Origin of the sequence: Streptomyces sp. H27-H5, assembly GCF_026627505.1 — a bacterium.
Lineage (GTDB): Bacteria > Actinomycetota > Actinomycetes > Streptomycetales > Streptomycetaceae > Streptomyces.
Genome location: NZ_JAPNLK010000120.1, coordinates 1 through 19486, shown reverse-complemented (window position 1 = coordinate 19486; position 19486 = coordinate 1). Strand labels below are relative to the sequence as shown.

Sequence of the window (19486 nt, the reverse complement as noted above, 5' to 3'; positions counted from 1 at the left end):
CACCTCCGACCTGGACGATCTCCTGGCCAGGCTCGACCAGCACACCGCCGATCACCCAGAAGAATCCTCCGCCGCCAAGGCCGCGTGATCAACCCCCGAAGGACTTACGACGCAGACCACTTAGCGTGTGTTGCGCCTGCCGTGGCCCTTGGCCGCGTACATCGCGGAGTCGGCGGCGGACAGCGCGTCGGTGAGGGTGGGCGCCGGCAGGTCTGCGCGGTGGCAGTGGCCTACCGAGGCCGAGACCGGCAGGGTGAGTCCGTGGTGCGTGACGGGCTGGTCCAAGGCGGTGCGAAGGGCTTGCAGGCCCGGAGTGCGGCCGGGGTGCGCGACGATGGCGGCGAATTCGTCACCGCCGAGGCGAGCGGCGATACCGTGCCGGCCGCACCAGGCGGTCAGGCGGCGGGCGGTCGCGGCGAGCACCATGTCACCGGCGGCGTGGCCGTGGGTGTCGTTGATGGCCTTGAAGTCGTCCAGGTCGACCAGGACAACGATGGCCCCCGGGTGATTGGCCACCATGTGTTCGGCGCGGGTGGTCCATCCGGCGCGGGTGTGCAGGCCGGTCAGGGGGTCGCGGCGGGCGGTGGCCAGGCGGCGCCAGAGCATTCCGCCGTGCAGGGCCCAGCCCAGGGCCGGTAAGCCGGCGGCGATGACGTGTGTGTCCATCACGTCACCGCCCCTTCTGGAGGTCCTTGACGAGCAGGCGCAGGACCACCGCGATCACGGCGACGGAGACACCGGTGATGGCGACCGTCAAGAGCATCGACACGAGGACGGCGCCGACGACCAGGACCACGGCACCACCGCCGGCGGCGATGGCGACCACCGTGCCGGGGGTGAGCTGAATCGCGGAGCGGGCCGGGACGGTAGCGGGTGTGTGGTGGACACCGGCCGTGGCCGAGGGCTCGTGACGGGGCTCGACGGCGGAGACGGGAATGGGCTGGGCGAGCGGGGTGACGATGCCGGTCGGGAGCGGGTTGACCGGGATGCGCGGTCGGAGCATGGCGGGGTCTCCCTACTTGGTGATCGGGTCGATGAGCGGGGCCAGGACACTGCTGGCGAGGATGTAGCCGCCGAGGAGGATCACGGCGACGAGCCACCAGGGCGGGCGGATGAGCTTGATTCCGAGGGCGCCGACGACGATCAGGGCGAGCCAGAGCGGTACGTCCATGTGACGGGTCTCCTTCGCGATCAGCGTGGGTTGCAGCGGTGGGTGCGGGCGGCGAGTTCGGCGCCGGCTCGGGTGGGGTAGTCGGCGGAGAAGTTGCAGCCGGGGGCCGTGCACACAGCGGTGTGCAGGGTGCGGCCCCGGCCGTCGTTGTGGCTGCCGACGTGCACCGGGCCGAAGCGGGTGACGTTGTGGAAGCGGTTCGGGCGCACGGGTTCTGTCTCCTTTCAGGTCAGGCGAGTTGAGCGGCGATCGACTCCGCCAGAGCGGACGGGACACCGAGGCGACCGCGGAGCGTTGCCGCGTCGATCGGGGCGCCGGTCTGCGCGTGATGGGCGTGGGCGATCTTTCGGGCGTGGTCGAGCAGGGCCGGCGGCACGGGCACGGCGACCGGCGCGGGAGCGGGCTGGGGTGGCACGTCTTCCGGGGTGGGTTCCGCCGGCGGGAGTTCCGGGGTCTGTTCGGGGGCGCGTTCCACGGTCACGTCCACCGCGGGTTCGATGTGCTGCTGATCCGTGAACTCCGGCTCCGGCTCCGGCTCCAGCTCGGAGGCCGGGGTCGGGGGCGATGCGGGGGTGTGGGCGAGGAGCGTGCCGCCGAGGAACGCGAGGGCGGGCCAGCCGGCGACGAGGATGCGCAGCCAGGCCGGTACGTCTTGCAGGTCGAGCAGCCCGGCGGTGGCGACGTTGGCGCCGAGTGATGCGGTGAGGGCGATGGCGAACCAGAGCCAGGCGTCGCGGTTCTCCGCGTCCGTACGCATCCGGCGCCAGGCGGCGACCAACAGCAGGTCGACGCTGACGGGGTAGGCCCATGCCTTCCAGCCGTCCTGTCCGGCTGCTGCTGCCAGGTCGTGCAGGTGGGCGAAGGACAGGGCGCCGGCTATGGCGGCCTGGATGAGCACGGGATCCAGGCGGAGAGTGCGGGACACGAGCCACCTCCTTTCGGGGAGGCCGATGCCAAGCGCGGGGTCCGGCACCGGCGAATTCGGAATCGGTCAGGGAGTGCCGGACCCCAGGCAGCTCGGGCAAAGTCCCGTCTGCGTGGCGCCGATCTCCCGGCGCTTGCGCCCGACCCGTACGGCCGTTTTGGTCTCTCCCGTTCCGTCGCAGGTGACGCAGGGCGGCGGGGCAGCAACGGGCTTGGGCGAGCGGGGCCGTCGGGCCACTGGCTTCTTCTCGGTGCTCATGGCGGTTCCCTTCGGGTTCAGGCATGGCTCGGGTAGGGACCTGGCGTGAGACGGTCACGCCGACCGAGGGAGAGGGGTTGTTAGTCCGTCGCCGGAATCGGCTTCACGAGCGGGACGGGCCCGGCGCCCGCGGGTGCGGCGGGGACCGCCGGCCGGTACGGGGCGAGAGCCGGAAGGGCCGGGGTCAGGTGCGCGAACTGGACGCAGATCGCAGAGGCTTCGTCCGCGCTCAACTCGGGGGTGCGAATCCGGGACCAGCCGCCGGAGGAGTCACCGGCCACCGCGACACCGGGCTTGTCCGGCGGGATCGTCGTCACGGCCACCACCGCGTCCGGGGCGATGTCGCCAAGCCCCATGTCTGCGGTCTGCTTGTCGTTGACCCGGTGAACGACACGGCCGGTGAGCTGGGCCCGAAGCGTGGTGGCGCCCTTGCCGAGATCGGACCCGAACCGCTGGCCGCAGATCTCCAGGTAGATGCCGGCCGCGCGGGCCATCTGACCGAGGCGAATCATCTGCGTGACCATGTGGTCCCGACGTTCCTCGTCCTTCTTACCGGCCACGAGGAACAGTTCCGCCACCTCGTCCACCAGCAGCACGATCGGCACCGGTCGGACAGCCTCGGGCAGCGCCCACACATCGGCGGCCCCGTGATGGCTCAGCAGGTCGAAGCGGTCTTCCATCTCGTCCACGAGCGCGTCCAGGAGCCCTGAGGCCTCGTCCGGCGTGATGGCGAGCGCCGACAGACGCGGTGCGTATCCGCGCTGTTCGACACCGCGCTTGCAGTCGATGCCGACCAGGGCGACCCGCAGACGGGCGAGACCGACGATCAGGTTGCGGAGGTACATGGACTTGCCGGACTGGTTGGCGCCGAGCGTCAGAGCGTGCGGAACCTTGAGGTAGTCCCGAACGAACGCGGTGCCGTCCTCCCGGAGCGCGACCGGGACCGTCATCGGCCCCGCGGGGAGCCGGCTCGGCATCTTCACCCGCCGCAGTACGTCGTAACCGGTCATCCGCAGCTCGACGAAGCCCGGCCGGGTCGCGACCACGTTGACGGAGTGAACCCCCCAGGCGTGCCGCAGCCGTTCGGAAGCCGCGACCACATCAGCGGGCTCCAGCCCTGCCGGAAGACGCAGGGTGACCCGCATGCCGGTCGAGGAGCCTCGAACACGCCGGATCTTCGGCGGCACGGGCTGCACATCACTGCGCCGGGCGACGTTGTGGACCAGGAACGCCCGCAGGCGGGACGGCTGTACCGTCAGCCCGCACACGTCCATCGTGGAGCGATACGTGACCGCGAACCGCACCCGCGCCACCGGAAGCCCGACCACGGACCAGAACACGCGCGGTGCGCGAGCCTTCGCGTAGCCGAGACCGCCGCCCGCCCCGGCCAGGGGGAGACCTACCTCCCATAAGGTCGTCAGATCGGCCATGATCAGGCGCCGGCGGTGAGGGCGACGGCGCGGAACGAGATGCCGTGCCGGGTCTGGCCGTTGAACGTGTTCTCCCAGTCCCGCGCCTTGAGACCGATCACCGACACCGGCATGCCCGGCGTCAGCCCCTCGGGGAGACCGGTCTCCGGGACGGTCACCTGGTAGAGGTTGCCCTCCCCCTCGTCCGAGATCAGCAGCCCCACCGTTGACAGCCCAGCACCGGTCTCCCGGTCCATGGCGCGCTCACCGGTCTGCTTGCTCACGAGCTTCGGGGTAGGGGCGGTGGCGACGAACACCACGGCGGTCGACGTGTCCACCTTGAACGACGGCATGGTTTCTCCTTCAGAGATGCCAGCAGGAAGCCAGATGACCAACTTGGCTAGCCCGGTTGGTCACATCTAAAAGGTAGGAGAGATGGCTAGCCATGTCAACAACATGACTGGCATGACTGTCCTGACCTAGGCCGGCTCACCTACCATCGATCCATGACCTTCGTCCCCCAGCCCCTAGACCCAGACGACGACCGAGCGCCCTACGAGCAGGTGGCCAGCAGCCTCAGTGCTGCTATCCGAACGCGGCGGCTGGCCCCGGGCGAGAAGCTCCCGTCACACAAGGAACTGACGGAGCTGTATGGGTTCGCACGGGCGACGATCCAGCGCGCACTGCGCGACCTCGAAGACGAGGGGCTGGTGGTCTCCCGAAAGGGCAGCGGCGTGTTCGTCCGGAACCGGACCGAGCGGCCGGCGGGGCTGAGGCCGTACGTCGAGCAGGCGTTCTCCAAGGATCACGTGACCATCGACTTCGCCGGCTTCTCCAGCGAGACGCTGCACGGGGCGCTTCAGGAGCCGTTGGACAAGATCCGAGTCGGCCGACTCACACCATCGAGCATCGCCATGCGGATACTCGTCCCGGACATGTCCGTGCCTCAGGCCGCGCCGGTTCGCATGGCCGACGGAGCGGACGACGAGCGGCTACGCGACCGCATGCACGACATCATGGTCAGCTACACCCGCAGCATCCGTGACGCCATCGCCGAGTTGGGGCACCTGGGACTCGTCGCCGAGACCCGGATTGACGTCCGCGTCCACAGCGGCACGCAGTTCTTCAAGCTCTACGTGATCAACAACGAGGATTCGTTCTTCGGGTACTACCCGATCCGCCCGAACAAGGTCGTCGCCCAGGGTGAAACGATCGAGATCTATGACCTGGTGGGCAAGGACACCACGCTCTTCCACCACTCGATCAATGACGGCGAGTCTTCCAGCGGCGCACAGCAGGTCCAGCAGGCCCGCATGTGGTTCGACAGCGTGTGGGAGACCATCGGAAGGGACTACGACCTTGACGCATGACGACCGGCTCTCAGGAGTCCTGGAGAGCGCCCGCGTGGTCTTCTTCGACTTCGACGGCCCCGTATGCGATGTCTTCGCAGGACTGCCCGCTTCCGAGGTCGCCAAGCAGCTCGCGGCTCTGCTCTCCACGCAGAACGAAGCCGCAGGCGCCAAGGCCGCCGAGACTGACGACCCGATCGAAGTCCTGCGCATTGCCCATGAAGCCGATGCGGCTATCGGCCAAGAGGTCGAGCGTGCACTGACAGCCGCAGAGATCGAAGCCGTGGCAGTGGCCGGCCCGCCGACTCCCGGTGCGACGGAAGCCCTTCAGGCCGCGCGAGCGTCCGGACGCATTGTGCTGGTTGTGAGCAACAACTCTGCCGCGTGCGTTGGATACTTCCTCGATGCGCATGGCCTCGGGGAGTACGTCACCGCGATCGTAGGCCGACCCTCCGGGCAGCCCCACTTGATGAAGCCCAACCCGTTCCCGCTCATCACGGCAGCCGAACAGGCACACGTAGACGTCACGCACTGCACGCTGATCGGTGACTCGCTTACAGACATCGAAGCGGCTCATGCGGCCGGCACTACGGTCATTGGCTACGCCAACAAGCCTCACAAGGCGGCTCTCTTCGCGGAAGCGGGAGCCAACACCGTCACGGATGCCATGCACGACGTCGCGGAGGCGCTTGCCGCGGCGCAGCCGTAGGAGCAGAACGGACCTGTTACAGGTTTCTCTACCTCATCAAGGCACCCGGCTGCGCTGCGCTCCGCCGGGCGGGCTTCCCGGCTCCGCTCGGGGCGACGCTCCTGCCTGCGGCCCGCTCCGCCCCCGCTGCGCCGACGCCCGCCCCTGCAAGGCGGGATAGGCCCAAGGGCATGAGCCAGTCCCCTACGGGTCCGCGGTGCCATCACTCACCGACATGCCTCCGGCGGGGGCCTCCGGCTCCGGGATGCGGGGGCGCCGTTGGCGAGTGCCGGCCCGTGGAGGGTTGAGGCGGGGAACTCCCATCCCGTCTGCCATCGACCCAGGACAAGCCGAGCAGACACGGCACCGGGCGTCCAGGTCGTTCGTCCAGTTGGGCGCTCCACCTGGACGCCCGGCACCGCGCCCGCTCAACGTGTCATGGGCCGACGGCAGACGGGATGGGAGTTGGGGGTGAGATGTGGCAGCCGTGTTGAGTCTCTGTGCGCCTTTGGATTTCACGTAAAGCCCCCGTCCCTGATGAGAGGACGTTAGCCTCCGAACGTGAGCCAATCATCCGTTCAGTTTGCCCTGGCCGCGCTAGGCGTTGCAGGTACGTTGGCCGCCGCCATCATGACTCAGATCTTGCAGCGTCGGGCGGAGAGGGAAAGGCGAACCGCTGATGATGATCGCCGGTGGCATGCGGATCGGTTTCGCGCCTTCAAGGACCTCCTTTACAAGATGAACGAGGTCAAGAGGATTCTGTACAGCGCTGCCGCGATGCTGCCCTCGGATGTGGAACGTCAGCGTCTACGAGAGCTGGGTCGAACGGCCTTCACGATCACCCAGGCCAGCGATGTTCCGCCGGACACGGGTGATGTGTCGATTTTCGATGCGACCAGCTTGGAGATCGTGCAGGAGGCCCTTGAGCGGGCTTTCAGCCTTAATGAGGAGGCGGAGCACCTAATCGCCGAGATATCAATTCTTTCTGAGGGATTCGCGCCATCGGTGGCGAAGCGAATGTTTGATTTCTCTTGGGATGCAACTGGGGCTGTGGAGTCAACTCGCGGAACTACAGGCGAGGTCTACGAGGCAATCTTGGCGATGGGTCCCGCAATCGACCTTTTTGAGAGTGCGGCGCGCATAGATCTAGATGTTGCGAAGATTGAGCGACCGTCTGTTTTGCGGCGAATGTTAAATGCCCGCCGTCGACGCAGGTTGTTTGCGGCGGAGGGCGGAGGTTCAGCCCACCCGTCAACCGGGCGGCAAACGGAGCCGGTGGAAGGGCCGTACAGCAGCGGTGTACCGCAACCACACCAACCGTCCCCGAATGGAAACGGCTCAGATAGGCCCTGAACTGGCTGGTATGACCGGTCCTGACCGGGCTGGCTAGAGCTACGGATCAGAAGGTTGCAGGTTCGAATCCTGCCGAGTGCACAGCAGGCCAGAGGCCCTCAGGAGAAATCCTGAGGGCCTCTCGCGTTTCCCGGGCCTCGGTGTCTCCGGGGGATCTCCGGGTGGGGGTCGGTCTGGTGGACGACGTCGGGCGGGGAGGGGCCGGCTAGCCTTTCGAGGGTCGTTGAGTCTTCGAAGGGAAGTTCCATGGGCCTGTTCGGGAACGCGCACACCGTCGATCCGGTGTCGGCGCAGCGGGACTACCAGCGGCTGCTGGGCCAGGGGGAGCAGGTGCACGCCGCGTACCTCCTGATCCGCGACACCATCCTGTTCACCGATCGGCGGCTGGTGCTCGTCGACAAGCAGGGCATCACGGGCAAGAAGGTGGAGTACCACTCCATCCCCTACCGCAGCATCACGCACTTCTCGGTGGAGACCGCCGGTCACTTCGATCTCGATGCCGAGCTGAAGATCTGGATATCGGGCGGCACGACGCCCGCGGTGGAGAAGACCTTCACCAAGGGCGTCGACATCTACGAGGTGCAGGCGATCCTGACGCAGTTCGTCGCCCGGTAGGCCGTTGGTCGGGCGCCGGGTGCGTCCGTGCCGTGCGCTCCCGTGCGCGGCGGGGTTCAGCGGGCCACGCGGGGGAGGCCGGTCACCGACATCACCAGGGAGTACAGCGAGGTGGTGGCGGTGATGAAGAGGCGGTTGTTCTTGGGGCCGCCGAAGGTGATGTTCGAGACCGGCTCCGGAACGCGGAGTCGGCCGATCAGGGTGCCGTCCGCCGCGTGGCAGCGCACGCCGTCCGCCATGGCCGCCGCCCACAGCCGGCCCTGGTCGTCGAAGCGGATGTTGTCCACGGAGGGGCAGACGGCGAACACCCGGTCGTGGGTCAGGGTCCCGTCGTCGGTGACCTTGAAGGCGCGGATGTGGCCCGCGCGGGTGTCGGCGGCGTACAGCTCGCTCTCGTCCGGGGAGAAGACGAGGCCGTTCGGGCCCAGGAAGCCGTCCGCGACCAGCCGGACCTCGCCCGTCGCGGGGTCGGCGCGGTAGAGGTTGCAGGCGCCGATCTCGCTCGGGGCGCGGTGGCCCTCGTAGTCGTTGGTGATGCCGAAGTCCGGGTCGGAGAACCAGACGGAGCCGTCCGAGCGCACGACCGCGTCGTTCGGGCTGTTGAGACGCTTGCCGTCCCAGTGGTCCGCCAGGACCGTGAGGCTGCCGTCCGGTTCGGTGCGGGTGACGCGCCGGTTGCCCTGCTCGCAGGTGATCAGGCGGCCTTCGCGGTCGAGGGTGTTGCCGTTGGAGTGGCCGGCCGGGGAGCGGAAGACGGAGACGGCGCCGGTCGCCTCGTCCCAGCGCAGCATGCGGTCGTTGGGGATGTCGCTCCACACGAGTTGCCGCCAGGCGGGCAGGTAGAGCGGTCCTTCCGCCCAGCGGCAGTCGTCGTACAGGCGCTCCAGGCGCACGTCGCCGTTGGCGCAACGGCCCGTGCGGAAACGATCGTCCAGAATCTCGTACAGGTCGAGGTCTGCGATAGCTGACACGGTTCCCCCTGATGCTTGCTTGGCCGAATGATGTTCGGTGTGATGGTGAGATTGCAGGATCAGGTACCGTCTTCGCAAGGCCCGACGGGCACATGAGAGGAAGATCGCGTGGACGACATCGACCGGGCGCTCGTCCTGCGCCTCCAGCAGGACGCGGGCCAGTCCTACGCGGCCCTCGGCGCGGCCGTCGGCCTCTCGGCCGGCGCCACGCACGAGCGCGTACGGAAACTGCGCGAGCGCGGAGTGATCCGGCGGACCACGGTCGACGTGGACCCGGCCGCCGTGGGCAGCGGGGTGCTGGCCTACGTGATGGTCGACTCCAACGCCTGGATGGGAGACTCGGCGGAGGCCTTCGCCGCGATCCCGGAGATCCAGGAGGCGCACGTCATCGCCGGCAGCGCGTCGGTGCTGGTCAAGGTCCGCTCCGCCACCACCGTGCAGCTACAGGACGTACTGCGCCGCCTCTACGCCATCGACGGGGTCAGCGGAACGCAGGCCACCGTCGTCCTGGACACCTTCTTCGAACGGCCGCTCCCGCTGTGACCTGGTGGTGCACCGGCATCCGCTGGAAGGACGGCGGCCCGTCCATCGGCTGGTACGGGCCCGAGCGCGGGGAGCGCGTCGGCGTGCTCGGGTACGGGCACCGGCTGGCCTTCGCCGCCCGGGGCGAGCGGCACTGCCTGGGTGTGTGGCGGGCCGGCAGGCGGACCCCGTGCCCGACCGGCCGACCGGTGCCGGGCCGGGCGGGGAGCTCCCAGTGTCCCGAGTGCGCCCGGCTGGACCGGTCCTTCTCGGTGGCCGCCGACACCAACGTCGCCGATCCGCGCACGTACCGGGTGTACCTGGCGTGGTTCGGCCCCGGCCTGCTCAAGGTCGGCATCACCGCCGAGGAGCGCGGCCCGGCCCGGTTGCTGGAGCAGGGCGCGGTGACCTGGGCCTGGCTCGGGCGCGGGCCGCTGATGGCGACCCGGCGCACCGAGGAACTCCTGCGGGCCGCCCTCGGGGTGCCCGATCGGATCGCGTACGCCCGCAAGCGCGCCGTACGGGCCCACCTGCCGCCGCGCGCGGAGCGGGCCGGGGAGGTGGCCGAGCTGCACGCCCGGGCCGCGGCCCTGCCGGGATGGCCGGAGTCGCTGGAGCGGCTGGGCTGCGAAGTCGTCGACCACGCCGTCCCGTTCGGCCTCGACACGCTGCCCGAACCCGCACGGGTGGTCACCGAGATGGTGCCCGACGGGACGGTGACGGGGACCCTCGTGGGCGCGGCCGGACCGGATCTGCACTTCGCGGACGGGCTGGTGGTGGACGCCCGACTGCTCGCCGGCTGGGAGCTGGTCGCACCGCGGGAGGACGGCGGTGTGGAGGTGCCGACGGCCGTTGTCGCGCCGCCGTCCCCGGAGGTCGGGCAGGAAGGGCTGTTCTGACGGGCGCGGGCCAGCAGCCTCGGCCGAGGTGCCCGTCGTGAAGGTCGCGCCGGCCGTCCATGGTCAAGTCTTGGATCCCTTTGGCCTCGTGGACGGCTTTCCTGTGGACATCCCGGGGGCCCGCCGCAGAGGGTGGTGGGCATGAACATCCAGCCCGTACCGGCGTTCGAACCGCCGTACCTGATGGCCGTCTTCACCGATGTCCGCACCGCCGACGAGAGCGACTACCCGGAGACGGGCGCCCGGATGGGCGAGCTGGTCGCGGCCAACCCCGGCCTCCTCGGCCACGAGTCCGCGCGCACCCCGGGCGGTCTCGGCATCACCGTCGCCTACTTCCGCGACGAGGAGTCGCTGACGGCCTGGCGCGAGGACCGGGAGCACCGGGCGGCCATGCGGCGGGGCCGCGAGGACTGGTACGAGAGCTACACCCTGCACGTCGCGACCGTCGAACGGAGCCACGGATTTGTCCGCGCCGAGCACTGAGCCGAGCCCCGAGCCGCCCATCGAGCCGAGGCCCGCGCCCACCAACGAGCCGACCACCGACCCGGCCTCCGGGGAAACGGCGGAGGAGGCGACGGCGGAGGCGGTGCGCGTCTTCCGGGAGCGGCTCGGGCTGCCCGGACTGGTCGACGTGCACACCCACTTCATGCCCGAGCGGGTCCTGGACAAGGTGTGGGACTACTTCGACGCGGTCGGCCCGCTGACCGGCGTCGAGTGGCCGATCACCTACCGGCACGAGGAGGAGCAGCGGGTCGCGCTGCTCCGGCGGTTCGGGGTGCGCGCCTTCACCGCCATGCTCTACCCGCACAAGCCGGCGATGGCGGCCTGGCTGAACGCCTGGGCCGCCGATTTCGCCGCGCGGACCCCCGACTGCCTGCACACCGCGACCTTCTTCCCGGAGGACGGGGCGGCGGCGTACGCCGCCCGGGCCGTCGAGGCCGGGGCGCGGGTCTTCAAGGCGCACCTCCAGGTCGGCGGGTACGACCCGAACGACGACCGGCTCGAAGCGGTCTGGGGGCTGCTGGCGGAGGCCGGGATCCCCATCGTGATCCACTGCGGCTCGGGACCCGTGCCCGGCAAGCACACCGGGCCCGAACCCGTCGCCCGGCTGCTGGCCCGCCACCCCCGGCTGCCCCTGGTGATCGCGCACATGGGGATGCCCGAGTACGCCGACTTCCTCGACCTCGCCGAGCGGTACGGCGAGGTCCGGCTGGACACCACCATGTCCTTCACCGACTTCTCCGAGCAGTTCAGCGGCTTCCCGGCCGGGGACCTGGGGCGGCTCGTCGACCTCGGCGACCGGATCCTGCTGGGCACCGACTTCCCGAACATCCCCTACCCCTACGAGCACCAGCTCGCGGCCCTGGAGCGCCTCGGCCTCGGGGACGACTGGCTGCGCGCGGTCTGCCACGACAACGGAGCCCGGCTGTTCCGGCTGCCCTGAGCCCCGCCGGTCCGACGGCGACGCCCGGCCCGCACCCGCCCGATCCGCCCCGCATCCCCCGGTTGCGCCCGTTTCGGGCTCCGGCGGGCGGTGCGGGCGGGCGTTTCTCAGGAAATTCACAGGTAGGCGCAAGAACGCTCTCAGAGGCCTCGGTCAGCGTGTGGGCATGACTGCGACGACCACCTCACACGCGTCCACGTCCACCGGCAATCACACGGCCCTCGTCCGGCCCGACGGCAGCCCCTGCCGGGTGCTCGTGGTCGACGACGAGGCCGCGCTCTCCGAACTGCTGTCCATGGCCCTGCGCTACGAGGGCTGCGAGGTCCGCAGCGCCGGGGACGGGGCGGGCGCGGTCCGCGCGGCCCGCGAGTTCCGCCCCGACGTGGTGCTGCTCGACATCATGCTCCCGGACATGGACGGGCTGGCCGTACTCGGCCGGCTCCGCCGGGAGCTCCCCCAGGTCCCGGTGCTGTTCCTGACCGCCAAGGACTCCGTCGAGGACCGGATCGCGGGCCTGACGGCGGGCGGCGACGACTACGTCACCAAGCCGTTCAGCCTGGAGGAGGTCGTGGCCCGGCTGCGCGGCCTGGTCCGGCGCTCCGGCGCGGCGCAGGCCGCGCGCGGGGGATCCGTCCTGGTCGTGGGCGACCTGCGGCTCGACGAGGACAGCCACGAGGTCACCCGGGACGGCCGGGAGGTCCATCTGACCGCCACCGAGTTCGAGCTGCTGCGTTACCTGATGCGCAACCCGCGCCGCGTGCTCAGCAAGGCGCAGATCCTGGACCGGGTGTGGTCCTACGACTTCGGCGGCCAGGCCAACGTCGTCGAGCTGTACATCTCCTACCTGCGACGGAAGCTGGAGAGCGGCCCCGGATGGCCCCCGATGATCCATACCCGCCGCGGCGCCGGCTACCTGATCAAGCCGGCCGAGTAGTGCCCGTACGTCGACTGCGACGAGGTGGCCGGCCCCGCCGGCCGTGGTCGCTGCGGACCCGACTCGTCCTGTCGGCGGTGGCGCTCATCGCCGTCGTCGGCGCGGCCATCGGCACCGTCACCACGCTCGCGCTGCGCGAGAACCTGGTCGACAAGCTCGACGACCAGCTGCGGGTCTCCCTCGACATGGCGCTCCGCGGGCCCGGCGCCGGCAAGGCCGCCCGCGAGAACAGCCTGGGATTCGTCCTGGCCCCCGGCAGCCCCCTCGGCGCCGCCGGGATCCGGCTCGACTCCGACGGGAAGGTCATCGGCACCGCCCGCAGCGCGGCCGTGGGGGGTCCCGACCTCGACCACCGCCAGCCGCTCACCGACGGCCAGACGGCGGCGCTGGAGCAGGCCGCCCACGTGTCCGCCCCGGGCGGGTCCGACCCGACCGACGTGGAACTGCCGCAGCTCGGCGGCTACCGGGTGCTGACCTCCCCCGACGGCAGCCTCGTACTCGGCTTCCCGCTCAGCGACGTGGATTCCACCGTCCACACCCTGGTCGCGGTGGAGGTCTTCGTCACCCTGGCCGGGCTGATCGCCGCCTCCCTCGCGGGTCAGGCGCTCGTCGGCGTCGCCCTGCGCCCCCTGCACCGGGTCGCCGCCACCGCCACCCGGGTCTCCGAACTCCCCCTGCACAGCGGTGAACCCGCCCTGCACGAACGCGTTCCCGACGCGGAGGCCGACCCCCGCACCGAGGTGGGGCAGGTCGGCGCGGCCCTGAACCGGATGCTGGGCCACGTCTCCTCCGCCCTCACCGCCCGACAGCAGAGCGAGATGCGGGTCCGCCAGTTCGTCGCCGACGCCAGCCACGAGCTGCGTACCCCGCTGGCCTCCATCCGCGGCTACGCCGAACTGACCCGGCGCGGTCACGAGCAGCCCGGCCCCGACACCCGGCACGCGCTGGGCCGGATCGAGTCCGAGGCCACCCGGATGACCGGCCTCGTCGAAGACCTGCTGCTCCTGGCCCGGTTGGACGCCGGGCGCCCGCTGTCCACGGGAGCCACGGACACCGATCTGGCCCCGCTCGTCGTGGACGCCGTCAGTGACGCCCGGGCCGCCGGTCCCGCGCACCACTGGCGGTTGAACCTCCCCGACGAGCCCGCGCCGATCCGCGCCGACCCGGCCCGCATCCAGCAGGTCCTGGTCAACCTCCTCGCCAACGCCCGCACCCACACCCCGCCCGGCACCACCGTCACCGCGCACGTTTCACGTGAAACATCCGCCGTCCGGCTGCTGGTCGAGGACGACGGGCCCGGCATCCCCTCCGAACTCCTCCCCCACGTCTTCGAGCGGTTCGCGCGCGGCGACGCCTCCCGCTCCAGGTCGGCGGGCTCCACCGGTCTCGGGCTCGCCATCGTCCAGGCCGTGGTCTCGGCCCACGGGGGACAGGTCGACGTACACAGCCGGCCGGGTCGCACCAGCTTCGAGGTACGGCTGCCGCTCGCGACCGCCACGGACTCACAGACGGGGCACAGGCTCACCACACAACGGTGACAGCCCCACCGGCGACTGTCGGTGCATGCCAACCGACACCTCTCCCGGCCCCGGAGCCCTCCCGGCCCGCGCGCCCCTGGCGCCCGTGCCCGGTGTGCCCGTACTCGACGTGGTGATCCCGGTGTTCAACGAGGAGAAGGACCTCGGACCGTGTGTGCGCCGGCTCCACGAGCACCTCACCCGCACCTTCCCGTACCCGTTCCGGATCACCATCGCCGACAACGCGAGCACCGACCGCACCCCCGAGGTCGCGGCCGGCCTCGCCGCCGCCGTCGAGGGCGTACGCAGCACCCGGCTGGAGGAGAAGGGCCGGGGCCGCGCCCTGCGCACCGTGTGGTCCCACTCCGAGGCACCCGTGCTCGCGTACATGGACGTGGACCTGTCCACCGACCTCAACGCGCTGCTGCCGCTGGTCGCCCCGCTGATCTCGGGCCACTCCGACCTCGCCATCGGCACCCGCCTCGCCCGCTCCTCGCGCGTGGTGCGCGGCGCGAAGCGCGAGTTCGTCTCCCGCGCCTACAACCTGCTGCTCCGCTCCTCCCTCTCCGCCCGCTTCAGCGACGCCCAGTGCGGGTTCAAGGCGATCCGGCGGGAGGTCGCGGAACGGCTGCTGCCGCTGGTGGAGGACACCGGCTGGTTCTTCGACACCGAGCTGCTCGTCCTCGCCGAGCGGGCCGGGCTGCGGATCCACGAGGTGCCGGTGGACTGGGTCGACGACCCCGACACCACCGTCCACATCGCCCGCACGGCCGCCGAGGACCTCCGGGGCATGTGGCGGGTGGGTCGCGCGCTGGCCATCGGGGCGCTGCCACTGGACCGGCTCGCCCGTCCCTTCGGGGACGATCCGCGCGACCGGACCGCCCTGCCCGAGGTACCGCGCGGGCTGGCCCGGCAGCTCCTCGGCTTCTGCGCCGTCGGGCTGCTGAGCACGCTGCTCTACCTGCTGCTCTACTCTGCCTTCCGCTCCTCGGTCGGGCCGCAGGCCGCCAACGCCGCCGCGCTGCTGCTGTCGGCCGTGGCCAACACCGCCGCGAACCGCCGGCTCACCTTCGGCGTGCGCGGCCGCGCCCGGGCCGTGCGCCACCAGGCCCAGGGCTTGGTCGTGTTCGGCATCGGCCTGGCGTTGACCAGCGGCTCCCTGGCCGCGCTCGGCGCGGCCACCACCGAGCCGGCCCACGGCATCGAACTCGCCGTCCTGATCACGGCCAACCTCGCCGCCACCGTGCTGCGCTTCCTGCTCTTCCGCGCCTGGGTGTTCCCCGAGCGGCGCGGCACTCCCGCGAAGGACGACAACCGATGACCACGGCAGCAGTCCCCCTCTTCCCGTCCTCCCCGCCCGCCGCGGTCGACGTCGTGATCGGCAGGCCGCGCTGGGAACGTCCCGCGTACGTCGTCCTGCTGCTCGCGACCGGCCTGCTGCTGCTGTGGAACCTGGGCGCCTCCGGCTACGCGAACTCCTTCTACTCCGCCGCCGTCCAGGCGGGCTCGGAGAGCTGGAAGGCCTTCTTCTTCGGGTCCTCGGACGCGGGGAACTCCATCACCGTCGACAAGCCCCCGGCCGCCCTGTGGCCGATGGCGCTGTCCGTCCGGCTGTTCGGGCTCGGGGCCTGGCAGATCCTCGTTCCCCAGGCCCTGATGGGTGTGGGAACCACCGCCGTCCTGTACGCCTCCGTGCGCCGCCAGTTCGGGCCCGCGGCGGCCTTGATCGGCGGGGCCGCGTTCGCGTTGACCCCGGTCGCCGCGCTGATGTTCCGCTTCAACAACCCCGACGCGCTGCTGACCCTGCTCCTGACGGTCACGGTGTACTGCGTGCTGCGGGCCCTCGACGGGGCGCACACCAAGTGGCTCGTCTGGGCGGGTGTCGCGGTCGGGTTCGCGTTCCTGACGAAGACCCTCCAGGCCTTCGTGATCCTGCCGCCGCTCGCCCTGCTGTACGCGGTCTGCGCGCCGACCGGGCTGCGCAGGCGGCTCGGACAACTGCTGCTCTCCGGGCTGGCGATGGTGGTGGCCGGCGGCTGGTGGGTGGCCGTCGTCGAGCTGTGGCCGGCGGCCTCCCGCCCGTACATCGGCGGCTCGCAGAACAACTCCTTCCTGGAACTGACCCTGGGCTACAACGGCCTCGGCCGGATCAACGGCAACGAGACCGGCAGCGTCGGCGGGGGCGGTCGCCCCGGCGGTGGCGGCGGTGGCGGAGGCGGCTGGGGCGAGACCGGCATCGACCGGCTCTTCGCGGGCAACATCGGCGGACAGATCTCCTGGCTGCTGCCGGCCGCCCTGGTACTGCTGGTGGCGGGCCTGGTGATCACCTGGCGCGCCCGCCGGGCCGCCGACTCGCTGGAGGGGATGGCCCGCGCGGCCTTCCTGGCCTGGGGGGGATCGCTGCTGATCACCGCGGTGGTCTTCAGCTACATGCAGGGCATCTTCCACGAGTACTACACCGTCGCCCTGGCCCCCTTCGTGGCCGCGCTGGTCGGCATGGGCGTGGCCGTCCTGTGGGAGGAACGGGGCAGCCGCGCGGCCTCCCTCACCCTCGCCGGAACCCTCGCGCTCACCGCCTGGTGGGCCTTCGTCCTGCTGGGCCGCGCCGAGGGGTACCTGCCCTGGCTGCGCTGGACCGTACTGGTCGCCGGCCTCGGAGCGGCGGTGCTCCTGCCGTTCGCGGCGCGACTGGGCCGCCCGGTCCTGCTCGCGGTGGCCGGGGTGGGCCTCGCAGCCGCGCTGGCCGGGCCCCTCGCGTACTGCCTGACGACGGTGAACACCCCGCACACGGGCTCGATCGTCACCGCCGGCCCGGCGGTCGCGGGCGGTCGGGGGCCGGGAGGCGGCCCGGGCATGCGGGCCTTCTACGGCCGGGGCGGCGGTGCGTTCGGCCAGGGCGGCCAGGGCGGCGCTCCCCAGGGCGGGTTCCCGGGTGGTGCGCAGGGCGGTACCCAGGGCGGTCCCGGCGGGACCGTGTCCGGCGGCGGCCAGGCCCCCGGCGGTCAGGCTCCCGGCGGTCAGGGGGGTCCCGGCGGCCAGGCGCCCGGAGGCGGCGAGCGGCTCGGGAACGGTCCGGGCGGCGGCGGGCCCGGCGGCGCCGGCGGACTGCTCAACGGCACCCGGGCGAGCGCCGAGGCGACGGCCGCCCTGCGCGCCGACGCCTCGCGGTACACCTGGGCGGCGGCCGCCATCGGCTCGCAGAACGCGGCGAGTTACCAGCTCGCCTCGGGCGTGCCCGTGATGCCGATCGGCGGCTTCAACGGGAGTGACCCCTCCCCGACCCTGGAGCAGTTCAAGGCGTACGTGAAGGCCGGCAAGATCCACTGGTTCATCGGCCAGGGCTCCACCGGCCAGGGCGGCTCCACCGGCCGGGCCGGCACCGAGGACGACGGCACGGCCCAGGGTCCGGGCACGACCCGGATGGGCGGCGGCCCCGGTGGTGGCGCGAGCAGCGCCATCGAGACCTGGGTGAAGGCCAACTTCAAGGCCGAAACGGTCGGCGGCGCCACCTTCTACGACCTGACCCCCGCTTCCGGCGCCACCGGCACGTCCTGATCCGACCGCCGCGGGGGCCGCGGACCGACCCCGGAACGCGCGGAGCTCCGGCCGGGCAACAGCCCTGCCGGAGCTTCGCGTACGTGGGGGACCGGGCGGGTCAGGCCTTGATCGACGTGGTCGCCGGGGCCTGCGGGGCGCTCTCGGCCATGGGCGCGTGGGCGGCCGGCTTCGACTTCAGGGCGACCTCCTTGATGAACAGCACCAGGAGCAGGGAGAGCAGGGCGAACGGGGCGGCGTACAGGAAGACGTCACCGACGCCGTGCCCGTAGGCGGACTCGATCACCGTACGGAACGGCGCGGGCAGCGTGTCGAGGTCGGGGATCCCGCCGCCGGCGGTGCCTCCGTGGCCCATCGCGGCGGCCTTCGGCCCGAGGGCGGTCAGCCCGTCCTGGACGTAGTGGGTGACCCGGTTGGCCATGACCGCGCCGAGCGCCGAGACGCCCACGGCGCCGCCGAGCGACCGGAAGAAGGTGACGACGGAGCTGGCGGAGCCCAGGTCCTCGGGGGCCACCTGGTTCTGGGTGGCGAGGACCAGGTTCTGCATCATCATGCCGAGACCGAGTCCGGTCAGCGCCATGTGGATCGCGATGTGCCAGTACGGGGTGTCGTACCGCAGGGTGCCCAGCAGTCCGAGTCCGGCGGTCAGCAGCACGCCGCCGGCGACGAGCCAGGCCTTCCACTTGCCGGTCTTGGTGATCACCGCACCGGAAAGAGTGGAGGAGACGAAGAGCCCGCCGATCATCGGAATCGTGAGGATTCCGGACATCGTGGGGGACTCGCCGCGGGCCAACTGGAAGAACTGGCTGAAAAAGACCGTGCCCGAGAACATGGCGATGCCGACGAACAGGGAGGCCGCCGAGGCCAGGGTGATGGTCTTGTTGCGGAACAGCCGCAGCGGGATGATCGGGTCGCTCGCGCGGGATTCGACGAGGACGAAGAGCGCGCCGAGGGCCACCGAACCGGCGGTCATCGCCAGGCTGGTCCAGGAGATCCAGTCGTACGAGTCGCCGGCCTGGGTGACCCAGATCAGCAGCAGCGACACGGCGCCGCTGACCAGGAAGGCGCCCAGCCAGTCCACCTTGACGTCGCGCCGGACCACCGGGAGCTTCAGCGTCTTCTGGAGCACGATCAGCGCGATGATCGCGAAGGGCACGCCGACGTAGAAGCACCAGCGCCAGCCGAGCCAGTCGGTGTCGGTGATGACGCCGCCGAGCAGCGGCCCGCCGACGGTGGCCACGGCGAACACCGCACCGAGGTAGCCGCTGTAGCGGCCGCGCTCGCGCGGGGAGATCATCGCGGCCATCACGATCTGGGCGAGGGCGGACAAGCCGCCGACGCCGATGCCCTGGACCACGCGGCACGCGATGAGCATGCCTGTGTTCTGGGACAGGCCCGCGACCACGGAGCCGAGGACGTAGATCACCAGGGATATCTGGACCAGCAGCTTCTTGCTGAAGAGGTCGGACAGCTTGCCCCAGAGCGGGGTCGCGGCCGTCATCGACAGCAGAGCGGCGGTGACGACCCAGGTGTAGGAGGCCTGGGTGCCGCCGAGATCACTGATGATCTGGGGCAGGGCGTTGGAGACGATCGTGGACGACAGGATCGCCACGAACATGCCGAGCATCAGCCCGGACAGGGCCTTCATGATCTGCGGGTGCGTCATGGGCGTGCCGTCGGACGTGGTCTCCGATCGGCCGCTTTCCCGCACACCGTCGGGTGTGGTCGTTGCCATGCTTTTCCTCGGGTTCTAGTGCTGCACCGCGAAAGTTCGTGGAGGGGTGTTGGTCAGGTCGGCTGGTCGCCGAGGTAGAGGTAGCAGGCGCAGTCGAGGCAGTCCTCGGGACTGCCGAAGGGCAGGCCTGAGGGCAGGAAG

At 70.9% G+C, this 19486-nt stretch carries 21 protein-coding genes; 12 read left to right on the top strand and 9 right to left on the bottom strand.

Annotated features, from left to right (window positions below):
- Nucleotides 1-120: 120 nt before the first annotated feature.
- From OTB19_RS36755 to OTB19_RS36720, 7 genes are all read right to left on the bottom strand, one after another.
- Nucleotides 121-666, bottom strand: coding sequence for a GGDEF domain-containing protein (locus OTB19_RS36755; RefSeq protein WP_324290579.1), 546 nt, complete (start codon nucleotides 664-666; stop codon nucleotides 121-123).
- Between the two features lie 4 nt (nucleotides 667-670).
- A complete protein-coding gene (locus tag OTB19_RS36750; protein WP_267803104.1) occupies nucleotides 671-1003 on the bottom strand; it encodes a SpdD-like protein in 333 nt (110 codons plus the stop codon).
- A 12-nt stretch (nucleotides 1004-1015) separates the two neighbouring features.
- Nucleotides 1016-1171: a hypothetical protein gene (locus tag OTB19_RS36745; protein ID WP_267803103.1), complete on the bottom strand. Its 156-nt coding sequence runs from the start codon at nucleotides 1169-1171 to the stop codon at nucleotides 1016-1018.
- 20 nt (nucleotides 1172-1191) lie between these two features.
- Nucleotides 1192-1380 carry a mobile element transfer protein gene (locus OTB19_RS36740; protein WP_267803102.1) on the bottom strand — a complete coding sequence of 63 codons (189 nt, stop codon included), beginning with the start codon at nucleotides 1378-1380 and terminating at the stop codon, nucleotides 1192-1194.
- Between the two features lie 20 nt (nucleotides 1381-1400).
- Nucleotides 1401-2096 carry a DUF2637 domain-containing protein gene (locus OTB19_RS36735; protein WP_267803100.1) on the bottom strand — a complete coding sequence of 232 codons (696 nt, stop codon included), beginning with the start codon at nucleotides 2094-2096 and terminating at the stop codon, nucleotides 1401-1403.
- A gap of 338 nt (nucleotides 2097-2434) precedes the next feature.
- On the bottom strand, nucleotides 2435-3784 hold the full coding sequence (locus tag OTB19_RS36725) for an FtsK/SpoIIIE domain-containing protein (RefSeq protein ID WP_267803098.1): 1350 nt from the start codon (nucleotides 3782-3784) through the stop codon (nucleotides 2435-2437).
- Nucleotides 3785-3786: 2 nt separating this feature from the next.
- Entirely contained in the window at nucleotides 3787-4116 is a 330-nt protein-coding gene (locus OTB19_RS36720) for a hypothetical protein (RefSeq protein ID WP_266614957.1), read from the bottom strand.
- 153 nt (nucleotides 4117-4269) lie between these two features.
- Between OTB19_RS36720 and OTB19_RS36715 the strand changes: the two genes are divergently transcribed.
- The 4 genes from OTB19_RS36715 to OTB19_RS36700 all read left to right on the top strand — a co-directional run bounded on the left by OTB19_RS36715 (nucleotide 4270) and on the right by OTB19_RS36700 (nucleotide 7768).
- Entirely contained in the window at nucleotides 4270-5133 is an 864-nt protein-coding gene (locus OTB19_RS36715; protein ID WP_267803096.1) for a winged helix-turn-helix domain-containing protein, read from the top strand.
- Nucleotides 5123-5821: an HAD family hydrolase gene (locus OTB19_RS36710; RefSeq protein WP_267803095.1), complete on the top strand. Its 699-nt coding sequence runs from the start codon at nucleotides 5123-5125 to the stop codon at nucleotides 5819-5821. Before OTB19_RS36715 ends, OTB19_RS36710 begins: the two co-directional genes overlap by 11 nt.
- 540 nt (nucleotides 5822-6361) lie before the next feature.
- Nucleotides 6362-7153: a hypothetical protein gene (locus OTB19_RS36705; RefSeq protein ID WP_267803094.1), complete on the top strand. Its 792-nt coding sequence runs from the start codon at nucleotides 6362-6364 to the stop codon at nucleotides 7151-7153.
- Nucleotides 7154-7399: 246 nt separating this feature from the next.
- Nucleotides 7400-7768, top strand: a complete 369-nt coding sequence (locus OTB19_RS36700; protein ID WP_267803093.1) for a PH domain-containing protein — start codon at nucleotides 7400-7402, stop codon at nucleotides 7766-7768.
- Nucleotides 7769-7824: 56 nt separating this feature from the next.
- Here OTB19_RS36700 and OTB19_RS36695 read toward each other — a convergent pair whose 3' ends face one another.
- The gene (locus tag OTB19_RS36695) at nucleotides 7825-8739 is read right to left on the bottom strand and encodes an SMP-30/gluconolactonase/LRE family protein (RefSeq protein WP_267803092.1); all 915 of its coding nucleotides are present in this window, start codon (nucleotides 8737-8739) and stop codon (nucleotides 7825-7827) included.
- A gap of 108 nt (nucleotides 8740-8847) precedes the next feature.
- Between OTB19_RS36695 and OTB19_RS36690 the strand changes: the two genes are divergently transcribed.
- The 8 genes from OTB19_RS36690 (at nucleotide 8848) to OTB19_RS36655 (ending at nucleotide 17610) form a co-directional block, all read left to right on the top strand.
- Nucleotides 8848-9282, top strand: coding sequence for an Lrp/AsnC family transcriptional regulator (locus OTB19_RS36690; protein ID WP_053684114.1), 435 nt, complete (start codon nucleotides 8848-8850; stop codon nucleotides 9280-9282).
- Nucleotides 9279-10160: a DUF2797 domain-containing protein gene (locus OTB19_RS36685; protein WP_267803091.1), complete on the top strand. Its 882-nt coding sequence runs from the start codon at nucleotides 9279-9281 to the stop codon at nucleotides 10158-10160. Before OTB19_RS36690 ends, OTB19_RS36685 begins: the two co-directional genes overlap by 4 nt.
- A 141-nt stretch (nucleotides 10161-10301) precedes the next feature.
- On the top strand, nucleotides 10302-10643 hold the full coding sequence (locus OTB19_RS36680) for an antibiotic biosynthesis monooxygenase family protein (RefSeq protein WP_267803090.1): 342 nt from the start codon (nucleotides 10302-10304) through the stop codon (nucleotides 10641-10643).
- A 103-nt stretch (nucleotides 10644-10746) separates the two neighbouring features.
- Entirely contained in the window at nucleotides 10747-11604 is an 858-nt protein-coding gene (locus OTB19_RS36675) for an amidohydrolase family protein (protein WP_267803105.1), read from the top strand.
- A 166-nt stretch (nucleotides 11605-11770) separates the two neighbouring features.
- A complete protein-coding gene (locus OTB19_RS36670; protein WP_267803089.1) occupies nucleotides 11771-12538 on the top strand; it encodes a response regulator transcription factor in 768 nt (255 codons plus the stop codon).
- Nucleotides 12539-12615: 77 nt separating this feature from the next.
- The gene (locus OTB19_RS36665; protein WP_420716986.1) at nucleotides 12616-14076 is read left to right on the top strand and encodes a sensor histidine kinase; all 1461 of its coding nucleotides are present in this window, start codon (nucleotides 12616-12618) and stop codon (nucleotides 14074-14076) included.
- Between the two features lie 25 nt (nucleotides 14077-14101).
- Nucleotides 14102-15376, top strand: coding sequence for a glycosyltransferase (locus OTB19_RS36660; protein WP_267803087.1), 1275 nt, complete (start codon nucleotides 14102-14104; stop codon nucleotides 15374-15376).
- Entirely contained in the window at nucleotides 15373-17610 is a 2238-nt protein-coding gene (locus OTB19_RS36655; protein ID WP_267803086.1) for an ArnT family glycosyltransferase, read from the top strand. Before OTB19_RS36660 ends, OTB19_RS36655 begins: the two co-directional genes overlap by 4 nt.
- 100 nt (nucleotides 17611-17710) lie before the next feature.
- Here OTB19_RS36655 and OTB19_RS36650 read toward each other — a convergent pair whose 3' ends face one another.
- Nucleotides 17711-19345, bottom strand: a complete 1635-nt coding sequence (locus OTB19_RS36650) for an MDR family MFS transporter (protein ID WP_420716985.1) — start codon at nucleotides 19343-19345, stop codon at nucleotides 17711-17713.
- Nucleotides 19346-19486 lie beyond the last annotated feature (141 nt).

Excerpts from the sequence above, each read along its gene's own strand:
- OTB19_RS36755 (WP_324290579.1), bottom strand. The coding sequence starts at position 666 with ATGGACACACACGTCATCGCCGCCGGCTTACCGGCCCTGGGCTGGGCC.
- OTB19_RS36750 (WP_267803104.1), bottom strand. The coding sequence starts at position 1,003 with ATGCTCCGACCGCGCATCCCGGTCAACCCGCTCCCGACCGGCATCGTC.
- OTB19_RS36745 (WP_267803103.1), bottom strand. The coding sequence starts at position 1,171 with ATGGACGTACCGCTCTGGCTCGCCCTGATCGTCGTCGGCGCCCTCGGA.
- OTB19_RS36725 (WP_267803098.1), bottom strand. The coding sequence starts at position 3,784 with ATGGCCGATCTGACGACCTTATGGGAGGTAGGTCTCCCCCTGGCCGGG.
- OTB19_RS36720 (WP_266614957.1), bottom strand. The coding sequence starts at position 4,116 with ATGCCGTCGTTCAAGGTGGACACGTCGACCGCCGTGGTGTTCGTCGCC.
- OTB19_RS36715 (WP_267803096.1), top strand. The coding sequence starts at position 4,270 with ATGACCTTCGTCCCCCAGCCCCTAGACCCAGACGACGACCGAGCGCCC.
- OTB19_RS36700 (WP_267803093.1), top strand. The coding sequence starts at position 7,400 with ATGGGCCTGTTCGGGAACGCGCACACCGTCGATCCGGTGTCGGCGCAG.
- OTB19_RS36680 (WP_267803090.1), top strand. The coding sequence starts at position 10,302 with ATGAACATCCAGCCCGTACCGGCGTTCGAACCGCCGTACCTGATGGCC.
- OTB19_RS36670 (WP_267803089.1), top strand. The coding sequence starts at position 11,771 with ATGACTGCGACGACCACCTCACACGCGTCCACGTCCACCGGCAATCAC.
- OTB19_RS36660 (WP_267803087.1), top strand. The coding sequence starts at position 14,102 with ATGCCAACCGACACCTCTCCCGGCCCCGGAGCCCTCCCGGCCCGCGCG.
- OTB19_RS36655 (WP_267803086.1), top strand. The coding sequence starts at position 15,373 with ATGACCACGGCAGCAGTCCCCCTCTTCCCGTCCTCCCCGCCCGCCGCG.
- OTB19_RS36650 (WP_420716985.1), bottom strand. The coding sequence starts at position 19,345 with ATGGCAACGACCACACCCGACGGTGTGCGGGAAAGCGGCCGATCGGAG.